The 24,981-nt window shown below is 28.9% G+C and carries 27 protein-coding genes; all 27 read right to left on the bottom strand.

Features of this window, described 5'->3' with window-relative positions; translation table 11 throughout:
• Entirely contained in the window at positions 1 to 450 is a 450-nt protein-coding gene (locus Tmeso_RS02690; protein WP_099187986.1) for a cell division protein SepF, read from the bottom strand.
• Positions 451 to 461: 11 nt separating this feature from the next.
• Positions 462 to 1,163, bottom strand: coding sequence for a YggS family pyridoxal phosphate-dependent enzyme (locus Tmeso_RS02685; RefSeq protein WP_099187984.1), 702 nt, complete (start codon positions 1,161 to 1,163; stop codon positions 462 to 464).
• 9 nt (positions 1,164 to 1,172) lie between these two features.
• Complete coding sequence (locus Tmeso_RS02680) at positions 1,173 to 2,435, bottom strand: HlyD family efflux transporter periplasmic adaptor subunit (protein WP_187296196.1); 1,263 nt, start codon at positions 2,433 to 2,435, stop codon at positions 1,173 to 1,175.
• 189 nt (positions 2,436 to 2,624) lie between these two features.
• Complete coding sequence (gene spoIVA / locus Tmeso_RS02675) at positions 2,625 to 4,100, bottom strand: stage IV sporulation protein A (RefSeq protein ID WP_099187980.1); 1,476 nt, start codon at positions 4,098 to 4,100, stop codon at positions 2,625 to 2,627.
• Positions 4,101 to 4,191: 91 nt separating this feature from the next.
• Positions 4,192 to 5,208: an NAD(P)H-dependent glycerol-3-phosphate dehydrogenase gene (locus Tmeso_RS02670; protein ID WP_099187978.1), complete on the bottom strand. Its 1,017-nt coding sequence runs from the start codon at positions 5,206 to 5,208 to the stop codon at positions 4,192 to 4,194.
• 17 nt (positions 5,209 to 5,225) lie between these two features.
• A complete protein-coding gene (gene plsY / locus Tmeso_RS02665; RefSeq protein ID WP_099187976.1) occupies positions 5,226 to 5,819 on the bottom strand; it encodes a glycerol-3-phosphate 1-O-acyltransferase PlsY in 594 nt (197 codons plus the stop codon).
• 5 nt (positions 5,820 to 5,824) lie between these two features.
• Positions 5,825 to 7,147: a ribosome biogenesis GTPase Der gene (gene der / locus Tmeso_RS02660; RefSeq protein ID WP_099187974.1), complete on the bottom strand. Its 1,323-nt coding sequence runs from the start codon at positions 7,145 to 7,147 to the stop codon at positions 5,825 to 5,827.
• Between the two features lie 22 nt (positions 7,148 to 7,169).
• On the bottom strand, positions 7,170 to 8,504 hold the full coding sequence (locus Tmeso_RS02655) for a DUF512 domain-containing protein (protein ID WP_408646038.1): 1,335 nt from the start codon (positions 8,502 to 8,504) through the stop codon (positions 7,170 to 7,172).
• Between the two features lie 169 nt (positions 8,505 to 8,673).
• Entirely contained in the window at positions 8,674 to 8,865 is a 192-nt protein-coding gene (locus Tmeso_RS02650; RefSeq protein WP_242967837.1) for a capping complex subunit for YIEGIA, read from the bottom strand.
• 2 nt (positions 8,866 to 8,867) lie between these two features.
• Positions 8,868 to 9,776 carry a YIEGIA family protein gene (locus Tmeso_RS02645; protein WP_099187968.1) on the bottom strand — a complete coding sequence of 303 codons (909 nt, stop codon included), beginning with the start codon at positions 9,774 to 9,776 and terminating at the stop codon, positions 8,868 to 8,870.
• A gap of 90 nt (positions 9,777 to 9,866) precedes the next feature.
• Complete coding sequence (locus tag Tmeso_RS02640) at positions 9,867 to 11,126, bottom strand: HAMP domain-containing sensor histidine kinase (protein WP_099188204.1); 1,260 nt, start codon at positions 11,124 to 11,126, stop codon at positions 9,867 to 9,869.
• A 7-nt stretch (positions 11,127 to 11,133) separates the two neighbouring features.
• Entirely contained in the window at positions 11,134 to 11,829 is a 696-nt protein-coding gene (locus tag Tmeso_RS02635) for a response regulator transcription factor (RefSeq protein WP_099187966.1), read from the bottom strand.
• Positions 11,830 to 11,843: 14 nt separating this feature from the next.
• On the bottom strand, positions 11,844 to 12,545 hold the full coding sequence (pgeF, locus tag Tmeso_RS02630; protein WP_187296195.1) for a peptidoglycan editing factor PgeF: 702 nt from the start codon (positions 12,543 to 12,545) through the stop codon (positions 11,844 to 11,846).
• 6 nt (positions 12,546 to 12,551) lie between these two features.
• A complete protein-coding gene (nrdR, locus tag Tmeso_RS02625) occupies positions 12,552 to 13,010 on the bottom strand; it encodes a transcriptional regulator NrdR (RefSeq protein WP_099187962.1) in 459 nt (152 codons plus the stop codon).
• A 48-nt stretch (positions 13,011 to 13,058) separates the two neighbouring features.
• Positions 13,059 to 13,322: a YlmC/YmxH family sporulation protein gene (locus Tmeso_RS02620; protein WP_099187960.1), complete on the bottom strand. Its 264-nt coding sequence runs from the start codon at positions 13,320 to 13,322 to the stop codon at positions 13,059 to 13,061.
• A gap of 88 nt (positions 13,323 to 13,410) precedes the next feature.
• On the bottom strand, positions 13,411 to 14,184 hold the full coding sequence (gene sigG / locus Tmeso_RS02615) for an RNA polymerase sporulation sigma factor SigG (RefSeq protein ID WP_099187958.1): 774 nt from the start codon (positions 14,182 to 14,184) through the stop codon (positions 13,411 to 13,413).
• A gap of 92 nt (positions 14,185 to 14,276) precedes the next feature.
• Complete coding sequence (sigE, locus tag Tmeso_RS02610; RefSeq protein WP_099187956.1) at positions 14,277 to 15,008, bottom strand: RNA polymerase sporulation sigma factor SigE; 732 nt, start codon at positions 15,006 to 15,008, stop codon at positions 14,277 to 14,279.
• A 147-nt stretch (positions 15,009 to 15,155) separates the two neighbouring features.
• Positions 15,156 to 16,010, bottom strand: a complete 855-nt coding sequence (locus tag Tmeso_RS02605; protein ID WP_099187954.1) for a sigma-E processing peptidase SpoIIGA — start codon at positions 16,008 to 16,010, stop codon at positions 15,156 to 15,158.
• Between the two features lie 190 nt (positions 16,011 to 16,200).
• Complete coding sequence (ftsZ, locus tag Tmeso_RS02600) at positions 16,201 to 17,283, bottom strand: cell division protein FtsZ (RefSeq protein WP_099187952.1); 1,083 nt, start codon at positions 17,281 to 17,283, stop codon at positions 16,201 to 16,203.
• 107 nt (positions 17,284 to 17,390) lie between these two features.
• Positions 17,391 to 17,744, bottom strand: coding sequence for a small basic family protein (locus Tmeso_RS02595; protein ID WP_099187950.1), 354 nt, complete (start codon positions 17,742 to 17,744; stop codon positions 17,391 to 17,393).
• Between the two features lies 1 nt (position 17,745).
• Entirely contained in the window at positions 17,746 to 18,465 is a 720-nt protein-coding gene (locus tag Tmeso_RS02590) for a DUF881 domain-containing protein (RefSeq protein WP_099187948.1), read from the bottom strand.
• Position 18,466: 1 nt separating this feature from the next.
• On the bottom strand, positions 18,467 to 19,186 hold the full coding sequence (locus Tmeso_RS02585; protein ID WP_187296194.1) for a DUF881 domain-containing protein: 720 nt from the start codon (positions 19,184 to 19,186) through the stop codon (positions 18,467 to 18,469).
• A gap of 13 nt (positions 19,187 to 19,199) precedes the next feature.
• Positions 19,200 to 19,922, bottom strand: a complete 723-nt coding sequence (locus Tmeso_RS02580) for a cell division protein FtsQ/DivIB (protein WP_099187944.1) — start codon at positions 19,920 to 19,922, stop codon at positions 19,200 to 19,202.
• Between the two features lie 130 nt (positions 19,923 to 20,052).
• Complete coding sequence (murA, locus tag Tmeso_RS02575; protein ID WP_099187942.1) at positions 20,053 to 21,303, bottom strand: UDP-N-acetylglucosamine 1-carboxyvinyltransferase; 1,251 nt, start codon at positions 21,301 to 21,303, stop codon at positions 20,053 to 20,055.
• An 87-nt stretch (positions 21,304 to 21,390) separates the two neighbouring features.
• Positions 21,391 to 22,485 (bottom strand): undecaprenyldiphospho-muramoylpentapeptide beta-N-acetylglucosaminyltransferase, encoded by a 1,095-nt coding sequence (gene murG, locus Tmeso_RS02570; protein ID WP_099187940.1) that lies wholly within the window; start codon positions 22,483 to 22,485, stop codon positions 21,391 to 21,393.
• Positions 22,486 to 22,489: 4 nt separating this feature from the next.
• Positions 22,490 to 23,599: a stage V sporulation protein E gene (spoVE, locus tag Tmeso_RS02565; RefSeq protein WP_099187938.1), complete on the bottom strand. Its 1,110-nt coding sequence runs from the start codon at positions 23,597 to 23,599 to the stop codon at positions 22,490 to 22,492.
• Positions 23,600 to 23,619: 20 nt separating this feature from the next.
• Positions 23,620 to 24,969 carry a UDP-N-acetylmuramoyl-L-alanine--D-glutamate ligase gene (murD, locus tag Tmeso_RS02560; protein ID WP_099187936.1) on the bottom strand — a complete coding sequence of 450 codons (1,350 nt, stop codon included), beginning with the start codon at positions 24,967 to 24,969 and terminating at the stop codon, positions 23,620 to 23,622.
• Between the last annotated feature and the right edge of the window lie 12 nt (positions 24,970 to 24,981).

Genomic DNA, 24,981 nt, shown 5'->3' with positions numbered 1-24,981 from the left:
TTATACATTTTTTTGCCATGGAAATAATCCTTTATTTTCAAGCTCCTTTTTGATATTTCCGTCTATGTCTATATTGCTAGGGGCTAGTATAAATATTCCTTTAGATACCTTTTGAATACTTCCATCTAATGCATATACTGCGCCACTTATAAAATGGAATATATTCTTTATAAGTTCTAAATCTTCTATATTTTCTAAATTAACAACTACAGCCTTTCTGTTTTTCAAGTTATCTACAATAGATGCAGCTTCATCATAATCTTGAGGTTCATGTATCATAACTTTCATTTGTGTAGTTGCATGTATATTTAATATTTTATTATTGTTTTTTACAGCTGGCTTTTGATTCAAATTAAGAATCTCTTCTTCATATTCTTCCTCATATTCTTCTTCATATTCTTCTTCAAAACCCATAAATTTCTTTACTTTATCTACAAATTTATCAGACATCTCTGTCCCTCCTATTTCATGTAATTTCTTCTACCAAATATAGACGTTCCTACTCTTACCATATTTGATCCCTCTTCTATTGCTACTTTGTAGTCATTACTCATACCCATAGACAAATACTTCATATCTACATTTTCTAAATTTAGTCTTTCTATTTCTTTTGATATATTTTTTATATCCTTAAAATATATTCTAACATCTTCTGGTTTATCAACATATGGTGCCATAGTCATAATTCCATTTATTTTTATATTTTTATATTTACTAGATACAGTTTTTATAAAATCTATAACATCTTCTTTAAAAAGTCCATGCTTAGTATCTTCTCTTGCTATATTTACCTGTACTAAGCAGTCCATAATCTTGTTTATACTCTTAGCCCTTTTGTTTATTTCTTCACATAAAGATATTCTATCCAAAGAATGAATCATATCCGCTTTATCTATAACATACTTTACTTTGTTAGTCTGTAAAGATCCTATAAGATGCCATTTCACTTTATTTCCTATGGAATCATATTTTCTTACAAGTTCTTGAGGTTTATTCTCTCCAACATGAGTTACGCCTAAACGTATAGCTTCTTCTATAATAGGTATATCTACAGTTTTTGTAACACCTATTAATATAATATCGTTTGGATTTACATTTGCTTTATTAGCAGAATTATTTATTTCACTTAAAACTTCATCTAAATTTTGTTTTATGTAATCCACTTTTTACACCTACCTTATCTTTTGGCCTTCTTTTATATTTTTAGGATTTATAATAAGTTCATCATATAAATCAATAGTGTCTATTCTATTTTTCTTAATATCTAAGTAATCAAGTACTATATACTCATTATTTTCTCCTAAGATACTCTTAAGTTCTTTAAAAACAGCACTTCCTGTTTCTGATAATATATATACTCCTCTTTTTTCTTTTATTTTAAAAACAGCATTTTTAGGTATTTTTATGCCACTTACCTGTCTATATATAATATTAAAATCACAAATTCTCTCATCATAAAAATCTACTTTTTCTTCATTAACTTCAAGCACTGATATATTTTTATTATTTTCATCTTTGTATAAATTTCTGACATTGGCATTAAATACTTGTTCACCTTTTCTAACTATTACATCTTCACCTATTTTTAGATGACTATTTTCTTTTTCATCAATAACTACAGCTATATACCATATATGATTATTTATTATCTTACCTATTGGTTCTCCTACCTCTACTTTATCATTTTTCTTTATTCTATTGTCTTTATTTTTAACTGTCGAAAGGTATTGTGAATTTAAATCTTCTATACTAGATACTTTAAGAATATTTTCATATTCATCTTGATTAAATGATATAACACCTGATTCTTGCGCAAAAACACTTTTAACAGAAGAATTCAATTCATTTTCTATCTTAAATTTTTCTTCTTCCAGAGTCTTTATATTTTTACCAACAATACTTTTTTCTCCCCATATCAAGCTCTTTTTATCTATAGAATCTAACAATTCACCCTTTAAATTCTCTATATTTTCTATATCCGAATTCATAAGTTTAGTCTTTATTTCTTCTCTTAATCTTTTTGTTGTCATATCTATTTTTTGTATGTCACTTTTGAGTATTTCTTCATTTCGATTAGATTTTATGCTTTCTATTCTTCTGTTTATAGTATCAAGTTTTTCTTTTTTTTGAAGATTTATTTCACCGTTTTGTATTTCAGCTATCTTTTTATTCTTCGGAATTCTTTTACCTTCTTGAACTAAGTAATCTATATTTCCCTCACCTTGCGATAGTATTACTTGTTCATCCTTTATTATAACCCCTTGTTTATTTATAGATTCTACTAAATCCCCATACTCTACCGTTTCAACTTGTATTGTATGACTAATCATATTATTTGAAAGCTTAACGAATATATAAGCAATCACACCAAGTATTATGAGGTAATTATACTTAATTTTTCTCTTCTTATATTTTCTTTTTTTTCTCTTATCCACAGAGTTCACCTCTATATAATTTAATAATTCTTCAAAAATATTATTTATCCTTTTTATATTTAATTTATACATTAATTAACAAAAAAAATAGGGTTAGAAAACGCACCCCTCTTAATTACTAGATTATATCAACAACTACCTAAAAGTCAAGAAAAAAAGAGGCTTAAATAAGCCTCTTTTGTTTAACGATTATAATATTATAGTTATTAAATTAGCACTACCTTCATTTATTATTTTCTGAAGTGTTTTTTGCATTTTTATTCTCACATCTTCTGGCATCATAAATAATTTGTTTTGAAGCTGTTCTTTAACTAAATCATGCAGTGATTTTCCAAACATATTTGATTGCCATATTTCCTCTGGATTTTCTTCAAATCCCTCTAAAAGATATTTAACAAGTTCTTCTCCCTGTTTTTCAGTTCCAACGACAGGAGACACCTCAGTAGTTATATCTGCTCTAATTAAGTGTATAGAAGGAGCCTTGGCTCTTAGCTTAACCCCATATTGATTTCCTTTTTTAACTTTCTCAGGGATATCTAAAGTCAACTCCTCCAATGACGGAGGTACTAATCCATATCCCTTCTCCCTAACATCATTTAATGCAACTTCTACTTTATCATATTCCATCTTAACTTTAGATAGCTTAGATATAAGACTTAATAATTGATGTTCTCCTTCAATTCTAAAACCACTATTTTCTTCCAATACATTATAAAATAAATTCTGTTTTGTATCTAGTTTTATATTTACTATTCCTTCTCCAAGTCCAACATCATCTAAATAACATTTATCCAAAAATTCAATATCTTCAAATCTATTTAAAATATTTGTTACATCTCTTATCTTGCCTACATCATCAAGACTTTCTTTTATAGTCTTTATTATATCATTTTTAATCCAATGATTTTTTTCAAGTCCTTCTACCCATTTTGGTAAATTTATATTTATTTCTCTAAGTGGAAAATCAAATAATATAGTTTCCATAACATTTTCAACATCGTCCAAATCCATATTAAGTATGTCAAGAGGTAATACCGGCATATCATATTTGCCTTCCAATTCATTTTTTAATTTTAGTGTTTGTTCATCATTAGGTGTTCTTGTATTTAAGATAATACTAAATGGCTTATTTAATTCTTTTAATTCATTTATAACTCTTTCCTCTGATGGTACATAGCTTTTTCTCTCTATACCTGTAACACTTCCATCTGTAAGCATTACAACTCCAATTGTAGAATGCTCTTTTATTACTTTTTTCGTTCCTATTTCAGCTGCCATCTCAAAAGGTATTTGTTTTTCCATCCAAGGAGTAGAGACCATTCTCTCTTTTCCTTCTTCCTCATGTCCTAATGCTCCATCAACTAAATATCCTACACAGTCAACCATTCTAATTTTCATTCTAAGCTTATCTTTAACTTTTATTTCTATTCCATCTGCTGGTACAAATTTAGGTTCAACAGTCATTATAGTTTTTCCTGTTCCACTTTGTGGTAATTCGTCTCTAGTTCGTTCTTTTTTATAATCATTATCAATATTAGGTATTACTAAAAGCTCCATAAATCTTTTTATAAACGTAGATTTACCAGTTCTAACAGGACCTACTACACCTATGTATATATCGCCTTGAGTTCTTTTGGATATATCTTCATATATATTACTCTTCACAATTATCCCCCCCGCATAAAATTTCTTAATAAATATATATTTCAAAAATATAAATTTTATTACAAAAAAAGAAAACTAAACTTTTAAAAGTTTAGTTTTCATCCATAGCTACTTCTTCCATTTCATGAGTTTTACTTCTTAACATAAGATTTATAACAGATTCTTTTACTTCATTATCTCCATATAGCACTTTATATATTTCATTTGTTATTGGCATATCAACATTATATTTTTTAGATAGATTATAAGCTGCCTCAGTTGCAAGTATTCCCTCAACTACCATTTTAATTTCATCAAGAGTTTCTTGTAATGATTTGCCTTTACCTATAAGTATTCCTGCTCTTCTATTTCTACTGTGCATACTAGTACAAGTAACTATCAAATCTCCTATACCTGAAAGTCCTGAAAAAGTACTTCCTCTTGCACCCATAGCCATTCCTAATCTTCCTATCTCTCTAATACCCCTTGTCATTAAAGCTGCCTTTGTATTATCTCCATATCCAAGTCCGTCGCAAACTCCAGCTCCAAAGGCTATTATATTTTTAAGAGCTCCTCCAAGTTCAACTCCTATAACATCAGGATTTGTATATACTCTAAATTTAGGATTTATAAATGTATCTTGAACATATTCAGCTATTTTCATATCTTCCGACGCGACAACTACAGTAGTAGGCATATCTTTAGATACTTCTTCAGCATGAGATGGCCCTGATAAAATAGCATAAGGATTATTCGGAAGCTCTTCTTTAACTACCTCAGATATTCTAAGGTTAGTGTTTTTTTCAAATCCTTTTGCAACATTCACTATAATTTGATCCTCTCTAACGCAGCCTTTTATTGATTTAAGTACACCTCTAACGCCTTGAGATGCTACTCCTAGAACTATTATTTTAGATTCTTCAACAGCATCTTTAATATCCATTGTCATATTTATATTGTTTGGCATTATTACCCCTGGAAGATATTTTAAGTTTTCTCTAGTCTTTTTTATACTCTCATACTGATCTTTGTTTCTCATATATAAGCTTACTTGGTATCCTTTTTTAGATAATAAAATTGCAAGAGCGCTACCCCAACTACCAGCTCCTAATACACAAATTTTTTCCATAAAAACACCTTCTAACTCTATTTTATTTGAACTTTTTTGCCTAGTTTTCTCTCTTTACCTTTAATAAGTCTTTTTATATTCTCTCTATGCGTAAATAAAATCAAAACAGTCAAAACGATAGACACTATTAATTCATTTTTACCTACCAAAAACATCAAAAACGGAAGTGTACATATTCCAAGCATAGAGCCTAAAGATACATATCTAGTAATACATATAATTATCACACCCATTAATATGGATATTATAGCTTGCAAAGGATTTATAACCATAATAGCCCCAATAGTAGTTGCTACTCCTTTACCACCTCTAAATTTCAGTACAACAGGCCAATCGTGACCTAAGACAACGAATAATGCAGATATTAGTGCAATATTTCTACCGCCAATCTTAAGTCCTATATATACAGCTAATGAACCTTTTAACGCATCTCCTAAAAAAGTTATTAGCGCGGCTTTTTTGCCCAAAGTTCTAAGTACATTAGTTGTACCTGCATTTCCAGACCCATGATTTCTAATATCTATTTTTGCAATAGTCTTTCCTAAAATATAAGATGTTGAAATATTACCTAAGAAATAAGAAATTAAAGCAGCTATAAAATAATCATTCATATTATTTATCTCTTCCTTTCTTTTTCTTTATAATTGAATCTAACAGGAGTACCCTCAAATCCAAAATTCTCTCTTATTTTATTTTCTAAGTATCTTTGATAAGAAAAATGTGTAAGTTCCTTATCATTTATAAATAAAGTGAATCTAGGAGGCTTAACACCAGTTTGAGTTGCATAGTAAATCTTAAGTCTCTTACCCTTATCAGAAGGTGGTTGATTTAAAAGTACAGCTTCTCCTATTACGTCATTTAATGCACCTGTTTGAATTCTCTTTGAAGCTTCATTCGAAACATATTTAACCTTAGGTAGTACAGTATTCATTCTTTGATTTGTCTTAGCTGATATAAATATTATAGGAGAATACAACATAAATGGAAATTTACTCCTTATATCTTGTATGTAGTTATTCATAGTTTTATTATCTTTTTCTATTAAATCCCATTTATTAATTACTATTATACAAGCCTTTCCTTCATCATGTGCGATACCAGCTACCTTAGTGTCTTGCTCTGTAAATCCTTCAGTAGCATCTATCACTATAAGTGCAACATCTGCTCTTTCAACAGCTGTTATAGACCTTATAACACTATATTTTTCTATATTTTCATGTATTCTACTTCTTTTTCTAAGACCAGCAGTATCTATTAATAAATACTTATCATCTCCATCTTCAAAGTAAGTATCTATAGCATCTCTTGTAGTACCAGCTATCGGACTTACTATTACTCTTTCTTCTCCTAATATATTGTTAAGTATAGAAGATTTTCCTGCATTTGGTTTCCCAACTATAGCTACTTTGATTACATCTGGGTCATATTCAGTATCTAATCCCTCTGGGAAGTTATCAACAACCTCATCTAACAAATCCCCTATGCCAAGACCTATTGAAGCAGATATTTCTATTGGATCTCCAAATCCTAGTTCATAAAAATCATAAAAATGCTCTGATTTTTCTTTATTATCTACTTTATTTACAACTAACAATACAGGTTTTTTAGTTTTTCTAAGCATCTGAGCTACTTCTCTGTCGTCCTTTGTAAGTCCAACTTTTCCATCTACTACAAATAAAATTACGTGAGCCATATCCATGGCAAGTTCAGCTTGAGTTCTCATTTGAGACACTATTATATCTTCACTCTCAGGCTCAATTCCACCAGTATCTATTAAAGTATAGTATTTATTTAGCCATTCTCCCTCTGCATAAATTCTATCTCTAGTTACTCCTGGTGTATCTTCTACTATTGCAATTCTCTTGCCTACTAATTTATTGAACAATGTTGATTTTCCAACATTAGGTCTTCCAACTACGGCAACTATTGGTTTACTCATTTAAAATTACTCCCTTTCTATGTTACTTTATTATTTTTTTTACAAAATCTGCACCTTTATTTCTAGCTGCATCTATTTTTATATTTAATCTTTCTTCAAGTTGTTCAAGGGTTATATTGTCTAAAAATATATCTTCGTCGGATTTTAACATTGCTCTAGGTATTACAAGCTTGTCCCCAAGATTTACATCCTTTAACTGATTCATTATATCCGTTGCAGTTATAAGTCCTGATACAGTTATCGTCTCTCCAAAATATTCATTTTTTATCTTATACACATTTATTTTCAGATTCTCTACCTTATCCATAACCTTTAAAGAAACTTTTTTTATAAACTCATAAGCAGATTCTCCAGTTGCAATGGTCACTGTCTTTTGCTTCTTCAATCTAACAAAAGTTTTTTGAAGATAATCATCTATCTCTCTTTCGAGCTTGCAAATAAGACCTACTCCATTTTCTATCTGAACAAAACCTTCATAAGCTTCATAAGAAGGCATATCTTTTTTAGCCATGATATAAAATTCGTCTGATAAAAAAACAAATCTAGTACCTAGATTATCAAGTGCATACTTTTGAAATTTATTTATATAATCTATAACCTGTACTGAAGAATTCCCATCATATATATTAGCATTAAATAATCCTTCTCTATACTTAGTAAGTCCAATAGGAACCACTGCAACACTTTTTACATTAGGATGTAGTTTTGATAAGTCTTTAAGAGTTTTATCTAGATTTTCTTTATCATTAACCTCAGGACATAAAACTATTTGAGCGTTCATCTCTATCCCTGCATCTGCTAACCTCTTCATTATATCATATATTTTGCCTGCATTTTTATTGTTGAGCATCTTTACCCTAAGATTTGGATCAGTTGTATGAACTGATATATTAACGGGACTTATTCTATATTGTATCATTTTTTGTATATCACCTTCACTCATATTAGTAAGAGTTATGAAGTTCCCTTGCAAAAATGAAAGCCTTGAATCATCGTCTTTAAAGTAAAGAGTTTCTCTCATTCCTTTTGGAAGCTGATCTATAAAGCAAAATATACATTTATTTCTACAGCTTTTAGCTTTATCTATTATAGGATTTATAAATTCGATGCCTAAGTCCTCATCATATTCTTTTTCTATTTCATATATATATATTTCTCCATCTTTCTTCTGTATCTTAACTTCTAAATATTCATCTGATATAAAAAACTTATATTCTATAATATCCTCTATCTTTTTATCATTTATACTTAAAAGTACATCTCCAACTTCAATACCTAATTCCTCTGCGATACTTCCTTTATTCACACCACTTATGATATTTTTTATTTCCTCAATGTTTTTTAGTTCCAATAACATCACCACTCTTTTAAATAATATGTCAAATTATATTATCACGTAATCGCTCAAATAGTCAAGATAACAAACTCCGTCTAATTCTATACATTCACTAATGTTGCTACTACCCATAAGTCAACAATTATATAATTTTATTAAAGATAAAAAAGGCACCTTAATAAAAAGTACCTTAATGTTTAACTATTATAAATGTATCATTTAGTGCATCATGAACCATTCCCATAACACACTTTGATATTACAAGCGATCTTCTCTCTAAATCATCTCTATCTTTTGCATAAAATATAGGTACTGTGTTTGACTTCATATTTTTATCAGTTGTAACAATAGCAATTATATAATCACTTAATCCTATATCCATAATTATCTCCTACCTTTCAAAAAATTAGTTTTTCCTTTTGCAGATTCTATAATAGGAGTATTCTTAATTATCTCTATTAATAAACTTTCATCTTTTTTTATAGGTATTATAGGCATTACTATGCTTTCTTTCTCTGGATTTCTTCTCAATATAGGAGTAAAATCCGGTTCGTCTTGGTCTTTTTTTATTCCAAGTTGAACTGATGCGTTATGTGCTATAACCTGTCTTTGACCAAAATTAGATAAAACACCTATATCATTAGGATCTTTAGGTATAATCTCAACAGCTAGTCCATCTTGTAAATATCTATTTCTAGACGATGAAAGTCCTACATTCATTATAACTACTCCGTTTATTTTAAGAAAAGGTCCATCAAATTCCATTTTAGCAGGTACAACATCAGCTACTTCTCCTACTTTATCTCTAGTCAACATAGTCTTTAATATTCTAGCCACAACAAAACCTGTAATCACAGATGATAAAATCGATACTGTGTTATTCATATTAAAAGTTTTTGATGATAAATAAAATACCATACCTGTAGCTAGTGCTGTTAATATTGCCATATAATTTCTAGCTTCAAATGCCTTGGCTATATCCTCTATATAAGCCATACCTCTTGGAACAATTTCAGTATCTTCTATATTGTCAAGACTTTGTCTTTCCATATTTCTAACATCCCTAAATTGCTGAGCTGCTACAGTTAAGAATGTAACTGCGGAAAACTCTTTTTCAGCAAGAGATGGAACTGCTACAGCTCCGAGTGCAGCAGCTATTATACCAAGAGTAATGTGAGATATAAAGCCTTGAGGATATGTAGGGTACTGTCTATAATCTAACTTCATCATGTACATTCTTGCAAATATACCCATAAAAAACGAACAGGATATTAAGTATACGTAATTTCCCAAACCATCATCTCCTTTTTATGATTTGCTTTATTTCATATACTTATTTTTACAAAAATAAAATAAATATCCCCTAGTAATTTAAGGAAATATTTATTCATTCATAGTTACTATAAATTCAGTACCTCTATTAAGGGCACTTTTTACCTTTATATCTGCACCCATAGATAGTATTATATGTTTTACAATAGCAAGACCAAGCCCTGTTCCTTCTATTTTTTTACTTCTAGCCTTATCAACTCTATAAAATCGTTCAAATATTCTAGGTATATCAGACTGAGGTATTCCCATACCCGTATCTTTTACAAATATTTTTATTTGATTATCTTTTTGAACTACAAAAACTGATATTTCTCCATTTTCAGGTGTATACTTTATTGCATTGTCAATTAGATTTAAAAATACTTGCTTTATATAATCTTTATTAGCCTTTATAATAATATCCTGACTTGAAAATTCATATATATACTTTATATTTTTATTTGTAGCTAGATTATATGTAAGATTGTATACTTCTTTGAATACAGAATATAAGTTAACACTATCATATTTTCCATTTTCGTTATTTTCTATAAAAGAAAGTACAAGTATATCGTCAATCAATCTTCTAAGTCTATTAGATTCTATCTCTATTATATCTAAAAATCTATTTCTAGTTTCAAAATCTATAGAATCATTGTTTTTTAAAGTTTCTACAAATCCATTTATAGATGTCAATGGTGTTTTAATTTCATGAGTTACATTTGCAACAAAGTCAGATCTTATTTTTTCTAGTCTAACATTTTCAGTTATATCCTCTATATTAATAATAGACCCTATGACTACATTTTTTTCATTTTTTAAATATATAGGATCTATCTTTATTTTATAGTACCTATCATTTTGATCCTTTATCTGAATTTTTTTATTCTCTCTAGTAGGAATTAGTGTAGATATGGCGTTTGATATAGCTTCATTATTTATAGCGCAGTCTATTTTTTGTCCTTCAAACATAAAACCACTATTATCAAATAATTTTTTAGCTACATCATTTATAAGTAATATCTTTTCTTCATTATCTATAGCTACTATTCCATTTGATATACTCTTTAATATAGATTTCAACTTCATATTTCTATCTTCTAACTGTTCTATATTAGTATTTATCTTACTTATCATAAAATTAAAATTACTAGACAACCTTCCAATATCTCCACTATACTGATTTTTAAGTTTAACTGAAAAATCACCCTCACTCACTCTATTTGATGCATATATAAGCTCTTTTAAATACTTTCTAAGAACACGCAAATATCTATATATTAAACTTGATACTATAATAAGCAATAGAATAATCAAATATATATCATTCATTTTTATATTAATCACCTTCTTTTAAATTTACCTTATACCCTACCCCTCTTATAGTTTCTATATATTTCTCATCATCTTCTATTTTTTTTCTTAAATGTCTTATGTGAACATCTACAGTCCTGGTTTCTCCAAAATATTCATATCCCCATATTTTGTCCAATAAAAAATTTCTAGATAAAACTTTACCGTGATTTTGAACTAAAAGTTTTAACAACTCAAATTCTTTTAACGTTAAATCTATCTTTTTAGAACCTTTAAATACCTCATAGTTTTGTAAATCTATTCTTATATTACCTAGCTCTATAGACGTCTTTTTTTCAGGCTTATTTGAATTATACCTTCTAAGTACGGCCTTAACCCTAGCCAAAACCTCTTTTATACTAAATGGTTTACTTATATAATCATCTGCTCCAACTTCAAGCCCATCTATCTTATCTTTTTCCATAGTCTTTGCTGTCAACATTATTACAGGTATATTCTTTATACTATTATCTTCTCTTATTTTCTTTAAAACCTCAAGTCCATCTATATTCGGAAGCATTCTATCTAATAATATCAAATCAGGCTTTAAATCTCTTGCTTTTATAAAAGCATCAAAGCCATCATATGAAACCTGTATATTATATCCCTCTATCTCTAAATTAAACTTCAAGAGCTCGACTATATGCTCTTCATCATCAACAACAAGTATATTTGTATTCATAGATTCTTCCTCCTTTAGAGTATCTGCATCACCATAGCCATTCTCTTTGAAGTTGTATTTTCTCTTCTATATGAATGGAATGTATTTTCATCACAATAAGTGCACAAGTTTGGATTAAATATATTCTCTCTCTTTATTCCATTTTTCATAAGTATGAATTCATTAATTTTAAAAAGATCTAAGTAATACTTTTCACCTCTTATTATATATAAATTCTCAGTTGAGTTTGTAAACTTTTCGTTAAATTTTTCTACTAAGTCATGAGAAACCTCATAACAACAACTTCCTATAGCAGGTCCTATTACACACTTAATATTTTCAACATTTGATTTAAATACAGTTTTCATTTTATTTATCATAATCGAAGATATCTCTTTGTAAGTTCCTCTCCAGCCAGCATGGACACAACCTATAACTTTATTTTGTATATCTATAAAAGCTATAGATACACAATCAGCTACAAATATCATTATAGGAACATCAGCAATATTAGTTATTATTCCGTCGGCCTCTTCAATATTTCCTATATTGTCCTTATCAACTATTACTACGTCATTTCCATGAACTTGCTTATTATATGTTAAATTATCAAAATTAAAGTTCAAACATTTACATATTTTTTTTCTATCTTCAAAAATAGACATATCCAATTCTTTAGTAGTAAATATAACCTTAGCAAAATCACATTTATTTAAATTATCAAAATCCATATACATCATGTTTCACCTTTTCTCATTTAGTATTTTTTCTAATTCTTGAACAAATGTGTTTATATCTTTAAAATGCCTATATACAGATGCAAATCTAACATAAGATACCTCATCTATATTCTTTAGCTTTTCCATGACTAACTCGCCTATTTTCTTGGTTTCTATTTCCTTGAACATATTTTTATTTATATTATATTCTATCTGGTCTACTATATTTTCAATTTGCTCAATTGAAACTGGTCGTTTTTCACATGCTTTTATTATCCCATTTATTATTTTACTTCTATCAAAACTTTCTCTATTTCCATCTTTTTTTATAACTACAAGCCTTACATATTCTATTTTTTCATAAGTTGTAAATCTTTTTTTACAACTTTCACACTCTCTTCTTCTTCTTATCGAAGTTCCCTCATCTGTTGGTCTAGAATCGATTACCCTAGACTGTAAAAAACTACAGTATGGACATTTCATAGCATACCTCCAATAATTTCTAATAACATAATTATATACATTAATGTTTTATATGTCTATGTCATTAAAATCAACTTGCTGATCTATTTTTACTAAGATCATATCATGTCCTATTTTAATTATATTGTTCCATGATATAGAACAAGCTTCTCCTCGTGATAACAAGTAGCCTCTTGAACCTTCATTGACAATTATTAAAGACCTTATTCTACCTTCTCCCATATCCAATTCTATATCATTTATAAATCCCAACTTTTTGCCATTATTTATATTAACAACCTCTTTTTCCATCATATCTGAAATTTTAAACATATGTATCTCCCCCTTTTATTTATAATAATTATGAATTAAAAACCTATTTTATACTATTTTTATAGATAAAAAAAATGACCACTTAGGGTCAAATATGCTTTCTCATATTTTTCAAAGCATTTTTTTCTATTCTAGAAACCTGTGCCTGAGATATACCTATTTCATCAGCAACTTCTATTTGAGTTTTACCTTTATAAAATCTTAAATCAAGAACCAACTTTTCTCTACTATTAAGCTTTTTTACAGCTTCTTTTAAGGCTATCTCCTCTATCCAAACTTCATCTCTTCCTTTTTTATCTTGAACCTGGTCCATAACATATATGGCATCTCCATTATCTTGATATATAGGATCAAACAAAGATATAGGATCTTGTATTGCATCTAAAGCTAAGACTACATCTTCTCTATTCATGTTTAACTCTTTAGCTATTTGAGTTACATTAGGTTCTTTTAGATTTTCTATAGTTAATCTCTCTCTTACTTGTAAAGCTTTATAAGCTATATCTTTCAAAGATCTACTAACCCTTATAGGATTGTTATCTCTTAGATATCTTCTTATTTCTCCAATTATCATAGGTACTGCATAAGTTGAAAATCTTACATTTTGACTTAAATCAAAATTATCTATAGCTTTAATAAGACCTATACATCCTATTTGAAATAAATCATCTATATTTTCTCCTCTATTATTGAATTTTTGTATAACGCTTAAAACAAGTCTCAAGTTACCATTTACAAATTTCTGCCTACACTCTTCATCTCCATCCTTTATTCTAACCAAGAGTTCTCGCATTTCTTTATTTTTTAATACTGGTAATTCAGATGTATTCACTCCACAGATTTCCACTTTATTTATTTGCATCATACCAGCCCTCTCTTCAAGTTATTTCTATATTAAATTATTTACAGAAATATGAATTTTATACTTAAAGAGGATGCTTAAAATTTTACATTTTAAACAAATTTTTTCATTTCTTTTTTTAATCTAAATACTATTTTTTTCTCAAGCCTAGATATGTATGATTGAGATATTCCAAGCATATTAGCTACTTCCTTTTGAGTTTTTTCATCTCCACTTTTAAGCCCAAATCTCAATTCCATTATCTGTTTTTCTCTTATAGAAAGTTTATCCAGTGCTATTTGAAGTAGTTCTCTATCTATTTCCTCTTCTATTAATTTGTATATTTCATCATTGTCAGTTCCCATAACATCAGAAAGTAAAAGCTCATTTCCATCTAAATCAATGTTCAAAGGTTCGTCAAACGATATTTCTACTTTTTTCTTACTATTTTTTCTAAGATACATAAGTATTTCATTTTCTATACATCTTGATGCATATGTAGCAAGCTTAATATTTTTATCCAATTTAAATGTATTAACAGCTTTTATAAGACCAATTGTACCTATTGATATTAAATCCTCTATGTCAAGACCTGTATTTTCAAATTTTCTAGATATGTATACTACAAGCCTTAAGTTTCTCTCTATTAATATACTTTTAACACTTTCATCATTCTCTAGTTTTTTTAAAACCTCAGCTTCCTCTTCAGCATTCAACGGCGGAGGGAGTATATCATTGCCACCTAAATAATATATCTCATCTTTTCTAATAACATTAAATTTAATCAATAGTTTATTGACTAAATATACAATTTTATTCTTTAATTTGTAAAACAACTTAACCATAAACTTCTCTCCCCCTTAATAAAATTCGCTTTATTCTAACGCATAGCTCATATCGCCAACAAGTCTAACGACTCTGTTGCTTAAAATAGTTTCAAGTATAATTATTTAATCAATATTACAGATTAATGAAAATTCTATGATTTCTTATCATATAAAATTAGGATTTATTATTGCATCATATGCATTCATATCATCCGAACTTAAATTTGATAAGCCCAATATTATATTCCCCTTTTTATGTCCCTGTATTTCTATGTAATCTGCCTTTATTCCTATCAGCAATCCATCTTCATTTCCTACTACTTTGTAAGGTATCACCCTAAATCTACTCGAAATAGCATCACTTAGCTTACTCATTAAATAATCTACTTTTTTAAAATTCATAACTGAATAATCCACATATACTAGTTCTTGAGGTAAAACATCTTCTAGCTTTTTAACATCCACTATCATTACAGGATTCTGGCTCACAGGATCCTTTAATAGATTACCTGTATCCATTAAAGTGTTAAATACAACTTGCTTGTCTTCAATCTTAACAGTTATATCATTTTTTAAATCTTTAAATACATTAATGCTTTTTATTATTTTGTAAAACCTATCAAAAAGACCACTACTAACTATAAAAAAAGTTGCATAAATTAAAGGTAAGCATACTAGAATATAATTTATCCCAGAGCAATAAACTATATAAAATATACTGCCTGCTAAAAACATATTCACAATATAAAACACCATCAGTAATTTAAGATATTCCTTAATGCCTTTATACTCAAAACTTATAAAGACTATTAATAAAGCAAAAATAATTTTCATTAAAATATTGTATAAAAATATCATACTTGGAATAAAATAGACCATACAATATAAAGCTCCTATAAAACCACCTGCAAAGGCTTTATATCTTGAAAAATTATTATTTACTATCCTCGAGGTTGTTTTCAATACCATGTAATTTGCTAATAGATTATGTACGAAATAATATTCTGCATAAACTATCATTTAAACCACCTTTTTTCTTTTGACATGTATTAATTAAAACCTATAAATAAATTATACTAAATTTTAAGTTATTTTTATGTCATAATAGGTAGTCGAATTGCGATTTATTTTCCTCATTTTTTAACAATATTTTCCCATCTTAAAGTTATGCATAAATACTTAAAATTATGCAAAAAAAAAGAAGATAATATTATCTTCTTCTTAAAAATGTAGGTATATCCAAATCAGGATCCACACTATTATTTATTTTTTCTTCTTTAACTTGTTTAATTTCTTCGTTCTTCTCTTTTTTATCTACTATATTTAAAGTAGTATCTTGTCCTTCTTCAAAGCCTGTAGCTATAACTGTTATTCTAAGTTCATCACCTAGTTCTTCATTTATAACAGCCCCAAATATAATATTAGCTTCTTCATCACACGCTTCTTGAACTAAGCTTGCAGCTTCATTGATTTCGAATAATCCTAAATCATCGCCTCCAGTTATATTTAAAAGGACACCTTTCGCCCCTCTTATAGAAGTTTCAAGTAGTGGACTTTGAATAGCTTGTTTTGCAGCTTCAATAGCTCTGTTTTCGCCTTTAGCATTACCTATACCCATATGAGCTAATCCTTGCTCTCTCATTATAGTTTGAACATCAGCAAAGTCTAGATTTACAAGTCCAGGTACAGCTATTAAGTCAGATATACCTTGAACCCCTTGTTGTAATACATCATCAGCTTTCTTAAAAGCATCAAGCATAGATGTTTTCTTTTCTACTATTTGTAATAATCTATCATTTGGTATAGTTATCAATGTATCTACATTAGATTTAAATTCTTTTATACCTTGTTCCGCATGAATCATTCTTCTTTTACCTTCAAAAGTAAAAGGCTTTGTAACAACACCTACTGTAAGTATTCCTAATTCCTTAGCAACTTTCGCAACTACAGGAGCTGCTCCCGTTCCTGTTCCACCACCCATTCCAGCAGTTACAAATACCATATCCGCACCTTGAAGAGCTTGTGTGATATCTTCCTTACTTTCTTCTGCTGCTTTTTGTCCTATTTCAGGATTTGCTCCCGCTCCTAGTCCTCTTGTTAACTTTTCTCCTATTTGTATCTTTTGTTCAGCTTTCGATGTAAAAAGTGCTTGTTTGTCTGTATTTATAGCTACAAACTCTACACCTTGTAAATTAGCCTCTATCATTCTATTAACAGCATTGTTTCCTCCGCCGCCTACTCCTATTACTTTAATTTGTGCAAACTGATCCATACCAACATCAAATTGTAGCATGTAAGAACCTCCTTACTTATATAATTCTTTTTATTTTTTATACTATATTTATTAAATCATATTTTTTTAAAATTTTTATTAATATTTAAGTTATTCAACAGAAAGTATTAATTTCCTCTTTTTTTATTAATCAATTTATCAAAAGCATGTCTTCTAATAATAGCAAAATTTTGAAATAATCTTCCTCCAAAAACGAATATACTAGCATAATACAAAGGAAATCCTAATCTATCTCCTATATAGGCAAGTATACCAGCTAAAATTGCATTTCCAAAAAAACCAGTTATAAATATAATTCCATCATACTTACCTTCAAGTGTTCCTCTTATAGCTCCAAATACAGAGTCCATTGCAGCTAATAGCCCTACAGATATGTACAAAGAATAACTATCAGGATAAGTTACAGGTATATAATATCCAATAATTATTCCTAGTGCAAGTCCTATCAAAGATAAAATCAAATTAATCACCTTCTTTTATATATTCAAAATCAAATTCACCACTATATTTAGGTATTATTATTTCATCTTTTTCCTCTACTTCAAAACCTATATCATAAAGATATTTATTCAAGCTCATCTGTGAACCTGGATTTTCCATAGCAGATTTCAAAAATTTCCTATCACCTATTGCCTTTATAACAAATGGTTGTCCATATGTATTTCCATTCACTGTTATGGTAGGACCTGCACACTTTATCTCAGAAAATGTAGTCAGCCTTTCTCCATTTATAGATATAGCTTCTGCTCCAGCAATCTTAAGATCATTTATAACTGATAATACATTTCTGTCGTGAATAACAAAATCTTCAGCACGCTCCCAATCTTCCATTTCTCTTTCACTATCACTCATTATGACTATTATACCTTCTCCAATTACATCTTGGAATCCAGTTATAATTTTATCGCTATTTAATTCTTCTTCTAGTATGGTTCTTATAGAACCTGTATCTTCAATTTCAAGTTCATATTTGGCTATATTCGATTTTTTCTCAAGTATTAATTTATTTAGGTTCTCAACTTCAACTCTTTCTATTTCTATTTGATTTTCAATTTCTTTTATTGTTTTCAATGTAACAAAAGTTTGATCACCCTTAAGACTTTTAATGTTTATAGCTATTACTATGCCTATTATGAAATTTGCGATTATCATAGATTTTTGTTTTATCTTTATATTACGCATATTATTTCACCTTCACATTATATTCTACTGGCTTGGCATATTTAAACTCTATAGTCTTATTATATCTAGATATTTTTATATTATCTTGCTTTTTTACATTGGCATCTAAATTCCATTCATTTCTAAGTTGATAAATTATTCCAAATCTCATATTCAAAGCAGATTCTAATATATCAGGGTCTCCTATACACTTAATTTCAAATGGAGTCATTATAGGATTTCCATTTACTATAACCTTATCACCAGACAAATGTATTTCTGTACTCAATACATATCTTTCTCCATTTATAGATATAGCTTCTGCACCTGCTGCATTTAGCTTATTTATTATAGTAAGTATCTGATCATAATTATAAAGCAGTACTGTTTCATCATTTGTTCCTTGTTGTTTTTTTATAGTTATTATAACCCCCGGGCCACTTACGTCATAATATCCAGCTAATGTCTCATACTTTTTAGTATCTTCTTTTAAATTTTTTACAAGAACATTTTTTTCAGCCTCAGAATCCTTGTATTCCTGTATTCTACCTTCTAATTCTTGTACATCTTTTTCTAATGCCTTTTTCCTATCCGTCAAACTCTTTAGTTCAATTGACAACTGATTGGCTTTTTGTGAAGACACTAATCCACCTGTAGTTTTATCTACCGTTTTAAATTCAATTATAATTAGCATTCCTAACAAAACACTCAGTATCAACAATGACAAACTATTTTTCTTCAAAATAACCCACCACCTATTCAGGTCTATATACGGGATATGAATCATACCTCATATCTACTATACCAACTTTTATATTCTTAGTATATAAATCTATCAATATTTTATTTAATTCTGTCATTTTATAATCTAAATTTTCTCCTTTTGCAAGAAGAACTCTTATTCCATTTATTGTATATAAATCTATATTCTTTTTGTCATCTATATTTATTTGAGATATATTACTTAAAATTTTAGCATTATTACAAGCATTTAGCAAATCCAATATCTTATTTAATAAACTATCGTCTTTTATTTCTACACTTTGCCCGATTTTCAATTTTTGAAGATTTATGCCTCCAATTAAAGGTACATCTACATTTTTCAAGTCATCTTCAACCTTTAAAACTATTCCTTTTTCATTTATAAGAGCATAAGAACCCATATAAGGTATAGCGCACATAGCTACACGTTCTTTTAAGTCTATGATTATATTATCGGGAAATTTTATTTTTACATTAGCATCTTCTATGTATGAATTTTCAAGTAAATTTTTCCTTATTTGTTTTGGACTGTATTTATATATATTATTTCCAAGTTCTATTTTACCACTAATTAATACATCTTGTCTGCTAAGTTTAACCTGTCCAACAATACTTAATTTTTTTAAAGTAAAATAATCTGTTTTTATTACTATGTATCCAAATACGCATATTATTAAGATCATTATAAAAGTAATTATTTTATATTTTTTTTTCATAGAACTTGTCCCCCCCTTTTCAAAAATTCTATTTATGATGAATCATGTCTAATATAATCAACAAATCCTCTTAGGTTTCAAAACAAATTAGAAACGACATGATATTTTAGTATATAAAAAGGGCTTAAGTCTAAGCCCTAATAATGTTAGCTCCTAGACTAGTCAACACCTTTTCCATAGATTCATATCCTCTTTCTATATGATGTATACTGTCTATTTCTGTATATTCATCCGCAGCAAGACCTGCTAGAACAAGAGCTGCACCTCCTCTTAAATCAGAAGATTTGACCTTTGCTCCCATTAATTTATCAACACCTCTTATTACAGCTAATTTTCCATTAATATTGATATTAGCTCCCATTCTAATAAGTTCTTCACAGTGTTTAAATCTGTTCTCAAATATATTTTCATTTATTATACACGCACCATTTGATAAGGTCATCAAAGCCATCATTTGAGCCTGCATATCAGTTGGGAACCCTGGATGAGGTAAAGTTTTTATAACATCTATAGAGTGTATAGTTTTAGGCGCAATCAGTTGAACCTTGTTGTTTATATATTCAATCTCACATCCGGTTTCTCTAAGTTTTGAAACAATGCTGTTAATATGACTTGGTATTATATCATCTATAATTATTCTACCCTTCGTTATTGCTCCCGCTACTAAATAAGTTCCTATAGCGATCCTATCAGGTATTATTCTATACTCAACATCATTTAATTTATCAACACCCTGTATTTCTATACAGCTATTTCCTGCTCCTTTTATATTAGCCCCCATAGCATTTAAAAAGTTTGCAAGGTCTATTATTTCAGGCTCTTTTGCTGGATTATATATTTTTGTTATTCCATTACTTTTTATAGCGGCTAGCATGACATTTTCAGTTGCTCCAACACTTGGAAAATCAAGAGTTATTTCACAAGCCTTATTATGTTGTCTTTTACATTTTATATATCCATGTGTTTCCTCAATGTCTACTCCCATTTGAGATAATGACTTTAAGTGTAGATCGATTGGCCTTGGGCCTATTTCACATCCACCTGGATAACTAATCTTAGTATGACCAAACCTGCTCACCATAGACCCTAAAAATATTATAGAAGATCTCATCTTTCTAACAAAACTTTCAGGAATTTCAGATGAGTTAATATTTTTAGTATCAATAATTAATGTATCACCCTCAGTTTTTACATAGCAACCTATATACTTTAATATATCAATCATTACTTTAACGTCTGATATATTAGGGACATTGTGTATTACACTTTCACCTTCATTCAATATAGTTGCCGCTATTATGGGTAATACTGAATTTTTTGCACCTTTTAATCTAATTTCACCTTCTAATTTATTTCCACCTTGGACTATATATTTTGCCAAAAGGGCCACCCCCTACTAAAAGTTAAATTGATATATTTTAAATTTGTCTTTATAATATATAATTTTATGTATTAGCAGGGTTTTATGTTACTTTAAGACGTCTATAATTTCGATATATATATTATCAATAGCTTTAGAATTTCCTATTTCCCCACTATTTCTACCCATTTGAGCTAGTTTTTCTCTATCTCCAAGTATCTTAAATATAGTGTCTTCCAATTTTTTATACGTCAATTGCTTTTCTAATATAGCTATTCCAGCACCTTTTTTTTCTATACTTTTAGCGTTAAATTCTTGATGATTTTCTGCTGTATAAGCCTTAGGGATAACTATAGAAGGTTTTGATAATACAGTAACCTCTGCAAGCGTTATAGCTCCAGCACTACATATTACCAGATCACAGGCAGCTAAAGCACTTGCCATATCATCAATATACGGAACTACTTTTTGGCATCCTCTAAAGTTCTGTTCTTGTAATGAATTTATAAATTTATCATAGTGATTTTTCCCTGTTACATGTATAAATTGTATATCCTCTTTTACAAGTCTTGGAATTATTTTTTTCATAGAATCGTTCAATTTTGTTGCTCCACCACTCCCACCTACACATAAAATCATCCTCTTATCTTCATTTATTCCAAGTTTTTTTCTTGAAGAATATTTATCACTTATTAAAATTTCTTTTCTAACTGGATTTCCAGTAAAAACCACATTATCTTTATCTTTAAAATATTTTCTAGCATCCTCAAAGCTTATCAAAATCTTACTTGCAAATTTAGATAAAATTTTATTTGTTATACCCGGGAATGCATTTTGTTCATGTATTATAGTAGGTATTTTATTTATACTTGCATTTAAAACTACAGGACCGCAAACATATCCACCTGTCCCTATTACTATATCCGGCTTGAACTTCTTTATTATTCTTCTTGATTGTTCTAACCCCTTAAACAACTTAATAACCCTTTTAAAATTATCTACACTTATCTTTCTTCTAAATCCCTGAACAGTTATTGTTTTAAGTTCATAACCTGCTTTTGGAACTATTTCACTTTCTATTCCATTTTTTGTTCCAACAAATAAAATTTCTATATCTTCAATTTCTTCTTTTAATTTATTTGCTATAGCTATAGCTGGATAAACATGACCTCCTGTCCCTCCACCTGAAATTAAAACTTTCATCAAATCAACTCCTGTCTATCTTAACATGTCTTGATATATTTAATACAACTCCCATAGCTGCCATAAATATTATAAGAGAACTTCCTCCATAACTTATGAACGGAAGCGGCATACCTGTAACAGGCATTGAAGATGTTGCAACAGCTATATTTATCATAACTTGTATTCCTATTTGAGATGTAATTCCTGTGACCAACATACAAGAAAATGTATCAGGACAATTAATAGCTATTCTTATACACCTGTATATTAAAAATAAAAATAACAATAATATAAATATACACCCTACATATCCCAACTCTTCTCCTATTATGGCAAATATAAAATCATTTTGAGGCTCTGGTATATAAAAAAACTTTTGTCTACTTCTTCCAAGACCCAGCCCAAATAATCCTCCAGAACCTAGTGCATACAATGATTGGATAACTTGATATCCATCCCCTAACGGATCTTTAAATGGATCCAAAAACGATGTAAATCTTTTAAGTCTATATGGTGCTATTGCAATAAGTACACCTAATAGGGCAAATCCGGAACCTATCATAGTATATACATACTTTAAATCCATACCAGCTACAAATAGCATGATAGATGTAGTCATTATTATAGTTCCTCCAGTGGATAAGTCAGGCTGTAGCACTATAAGTGCAAAGAATACACCAGATATCATAAGAGGAGGTACGATCCCTTGTATAAGATTATTCATTTTATCTTTTTTGTTATCTATTATCTTAGACACTATTATTATTGAAGCAAATTTAGCTATTTCAGATGGCATTATAGTAAGTCCTCCAACTCCAAGCCAACGCTTTGCTCCATTAAATGATTTACCCAGTGGAGTAAGTACTGCCACCAATAATATCACAGTGATAATACCTATCATAGGCATAAATTTTTCCAGTCTTTTGTAATTTATCTTAGATACAAAAATCATTACACAAAATCCTAGTATTGAATATATCATATTCCTCTTCAAAAAATAGTAAGCATCATTTTGCTTAAATTTAGCCTGAACGTAACTTGAGCTAAATACCATTATAATACCTATTACTACTAATAATATCGTAGTGTAGAATATATAAGGGTCGAAATGTTTTTCTCTTTTTTTAGCCATTTAAAAACCTCCTTAATAGATTAAAGGCTAAATACTTCATTCTTAAAATGATTTCCTCTAACTTCATAACTTTCATACATATCCCAGCTAGCACAAGCAGGAGATAATAAAATAACATCATTTGGAGAAGCTAATTCATATGCTTTTTCAACTGCCTCTTCCATACTCTCAACCTTATGGCAGTTATCAAATCCTTGTGCTATAGCACTTTCTCTTATTATGTTCGATGTTTCCCCCAAAAGAACCACATGTTTAACTTTTTCATTAAAAAGTTTTGTAAATTCTGCAAAATCACTTTTCTTGTCCTGGCCACCAGCTATTAATATAATAGGGTTATCATATGCATTTAAAGCTTTTATAGAGGCATCTGGATTAGTTCCTTTTGAATCATTTACGAATTTAATATCGTTTATTTGTCTTACAAATTCAAGTCTATGCTCAACCCCACCGAATATCTTTAAAACTTGCTTAACAACCTCCATATCAAGTCCATATACAGCTGCTATACTCACAGCTGCTAACGCATTTTCTAAGTTATGACTTCCAGGTATACTTATTTCACTTATATTCATAAGTTTAATCTCTTTGTCATTTAAATTTATTACTATTATACCGTCTTTAACATATACACCTTCATTTAAAATATGTTTTCTACTAAAGTATACCACTTTACTTTTACAATTTTCACCTAATCCCCTAGTAGTTTCACAGTCATAGTTCAACACTGTAAAATCACTGTTATTTTGATTTTCAAAAATTCTACACTTTGCATTTATATAATTTTGCATAGTCTTGTGTCTATTTAAATGATCAGGAGTTATGTTAAGTATTACACTTATTCTCGGTCTAAATTCTTTTATACTTTCAAGTTGAAAGCTGCTAAGTTCTGTAACAAGTACAGAATCTTCATTTGACTTATCTACTGTATCAATTACAGGGTTGCCAATATTTCCAACTATGTAAGTATCCTTATTTGCCTTTTTAAATATTTCTCCAACAAGTGTAGTAGTCGTAGTCTTACCATTAGTTCCTGTAATCCCTATAAAAAAGCTTTTAGATAATCTATATGCTAACTCTACCTCTCCTATGACTTCTATATTTGATTCTTTTATTTTTTTTATAAAATCAAGATTTAGTGGAACACCAGGAGACACTATAGTTAAATCTACACCACTTATATCTTCTATATGTTGTCCTAATACATATTTAACATCATATTCATTTAAATCATTTAATATATCCTTTAGTTTTTCTTCATCCTTTATATCATTTACAGTAACCTTTGCACCTTTTTCATAAAGCTTTTTTATTGTGGATATTCCTGTTCTGGCAAGCCCAACTAATAATATATTATTACCATTTAAGTTCATATTAAACTCCCC

Source organism: Tepidibacter mesophilus (genome assembly GCF_002724055.1).
GTDB lineage: Bacteria > Bacillota > Clostridia > Peptostreptococcales > Peptostreptococcaceae > Tepidibacter_A > Tepidibacter_A mesophilus.
This window is presented reverse-complemented; position numbering and strand designations above follow the sequence as displayed.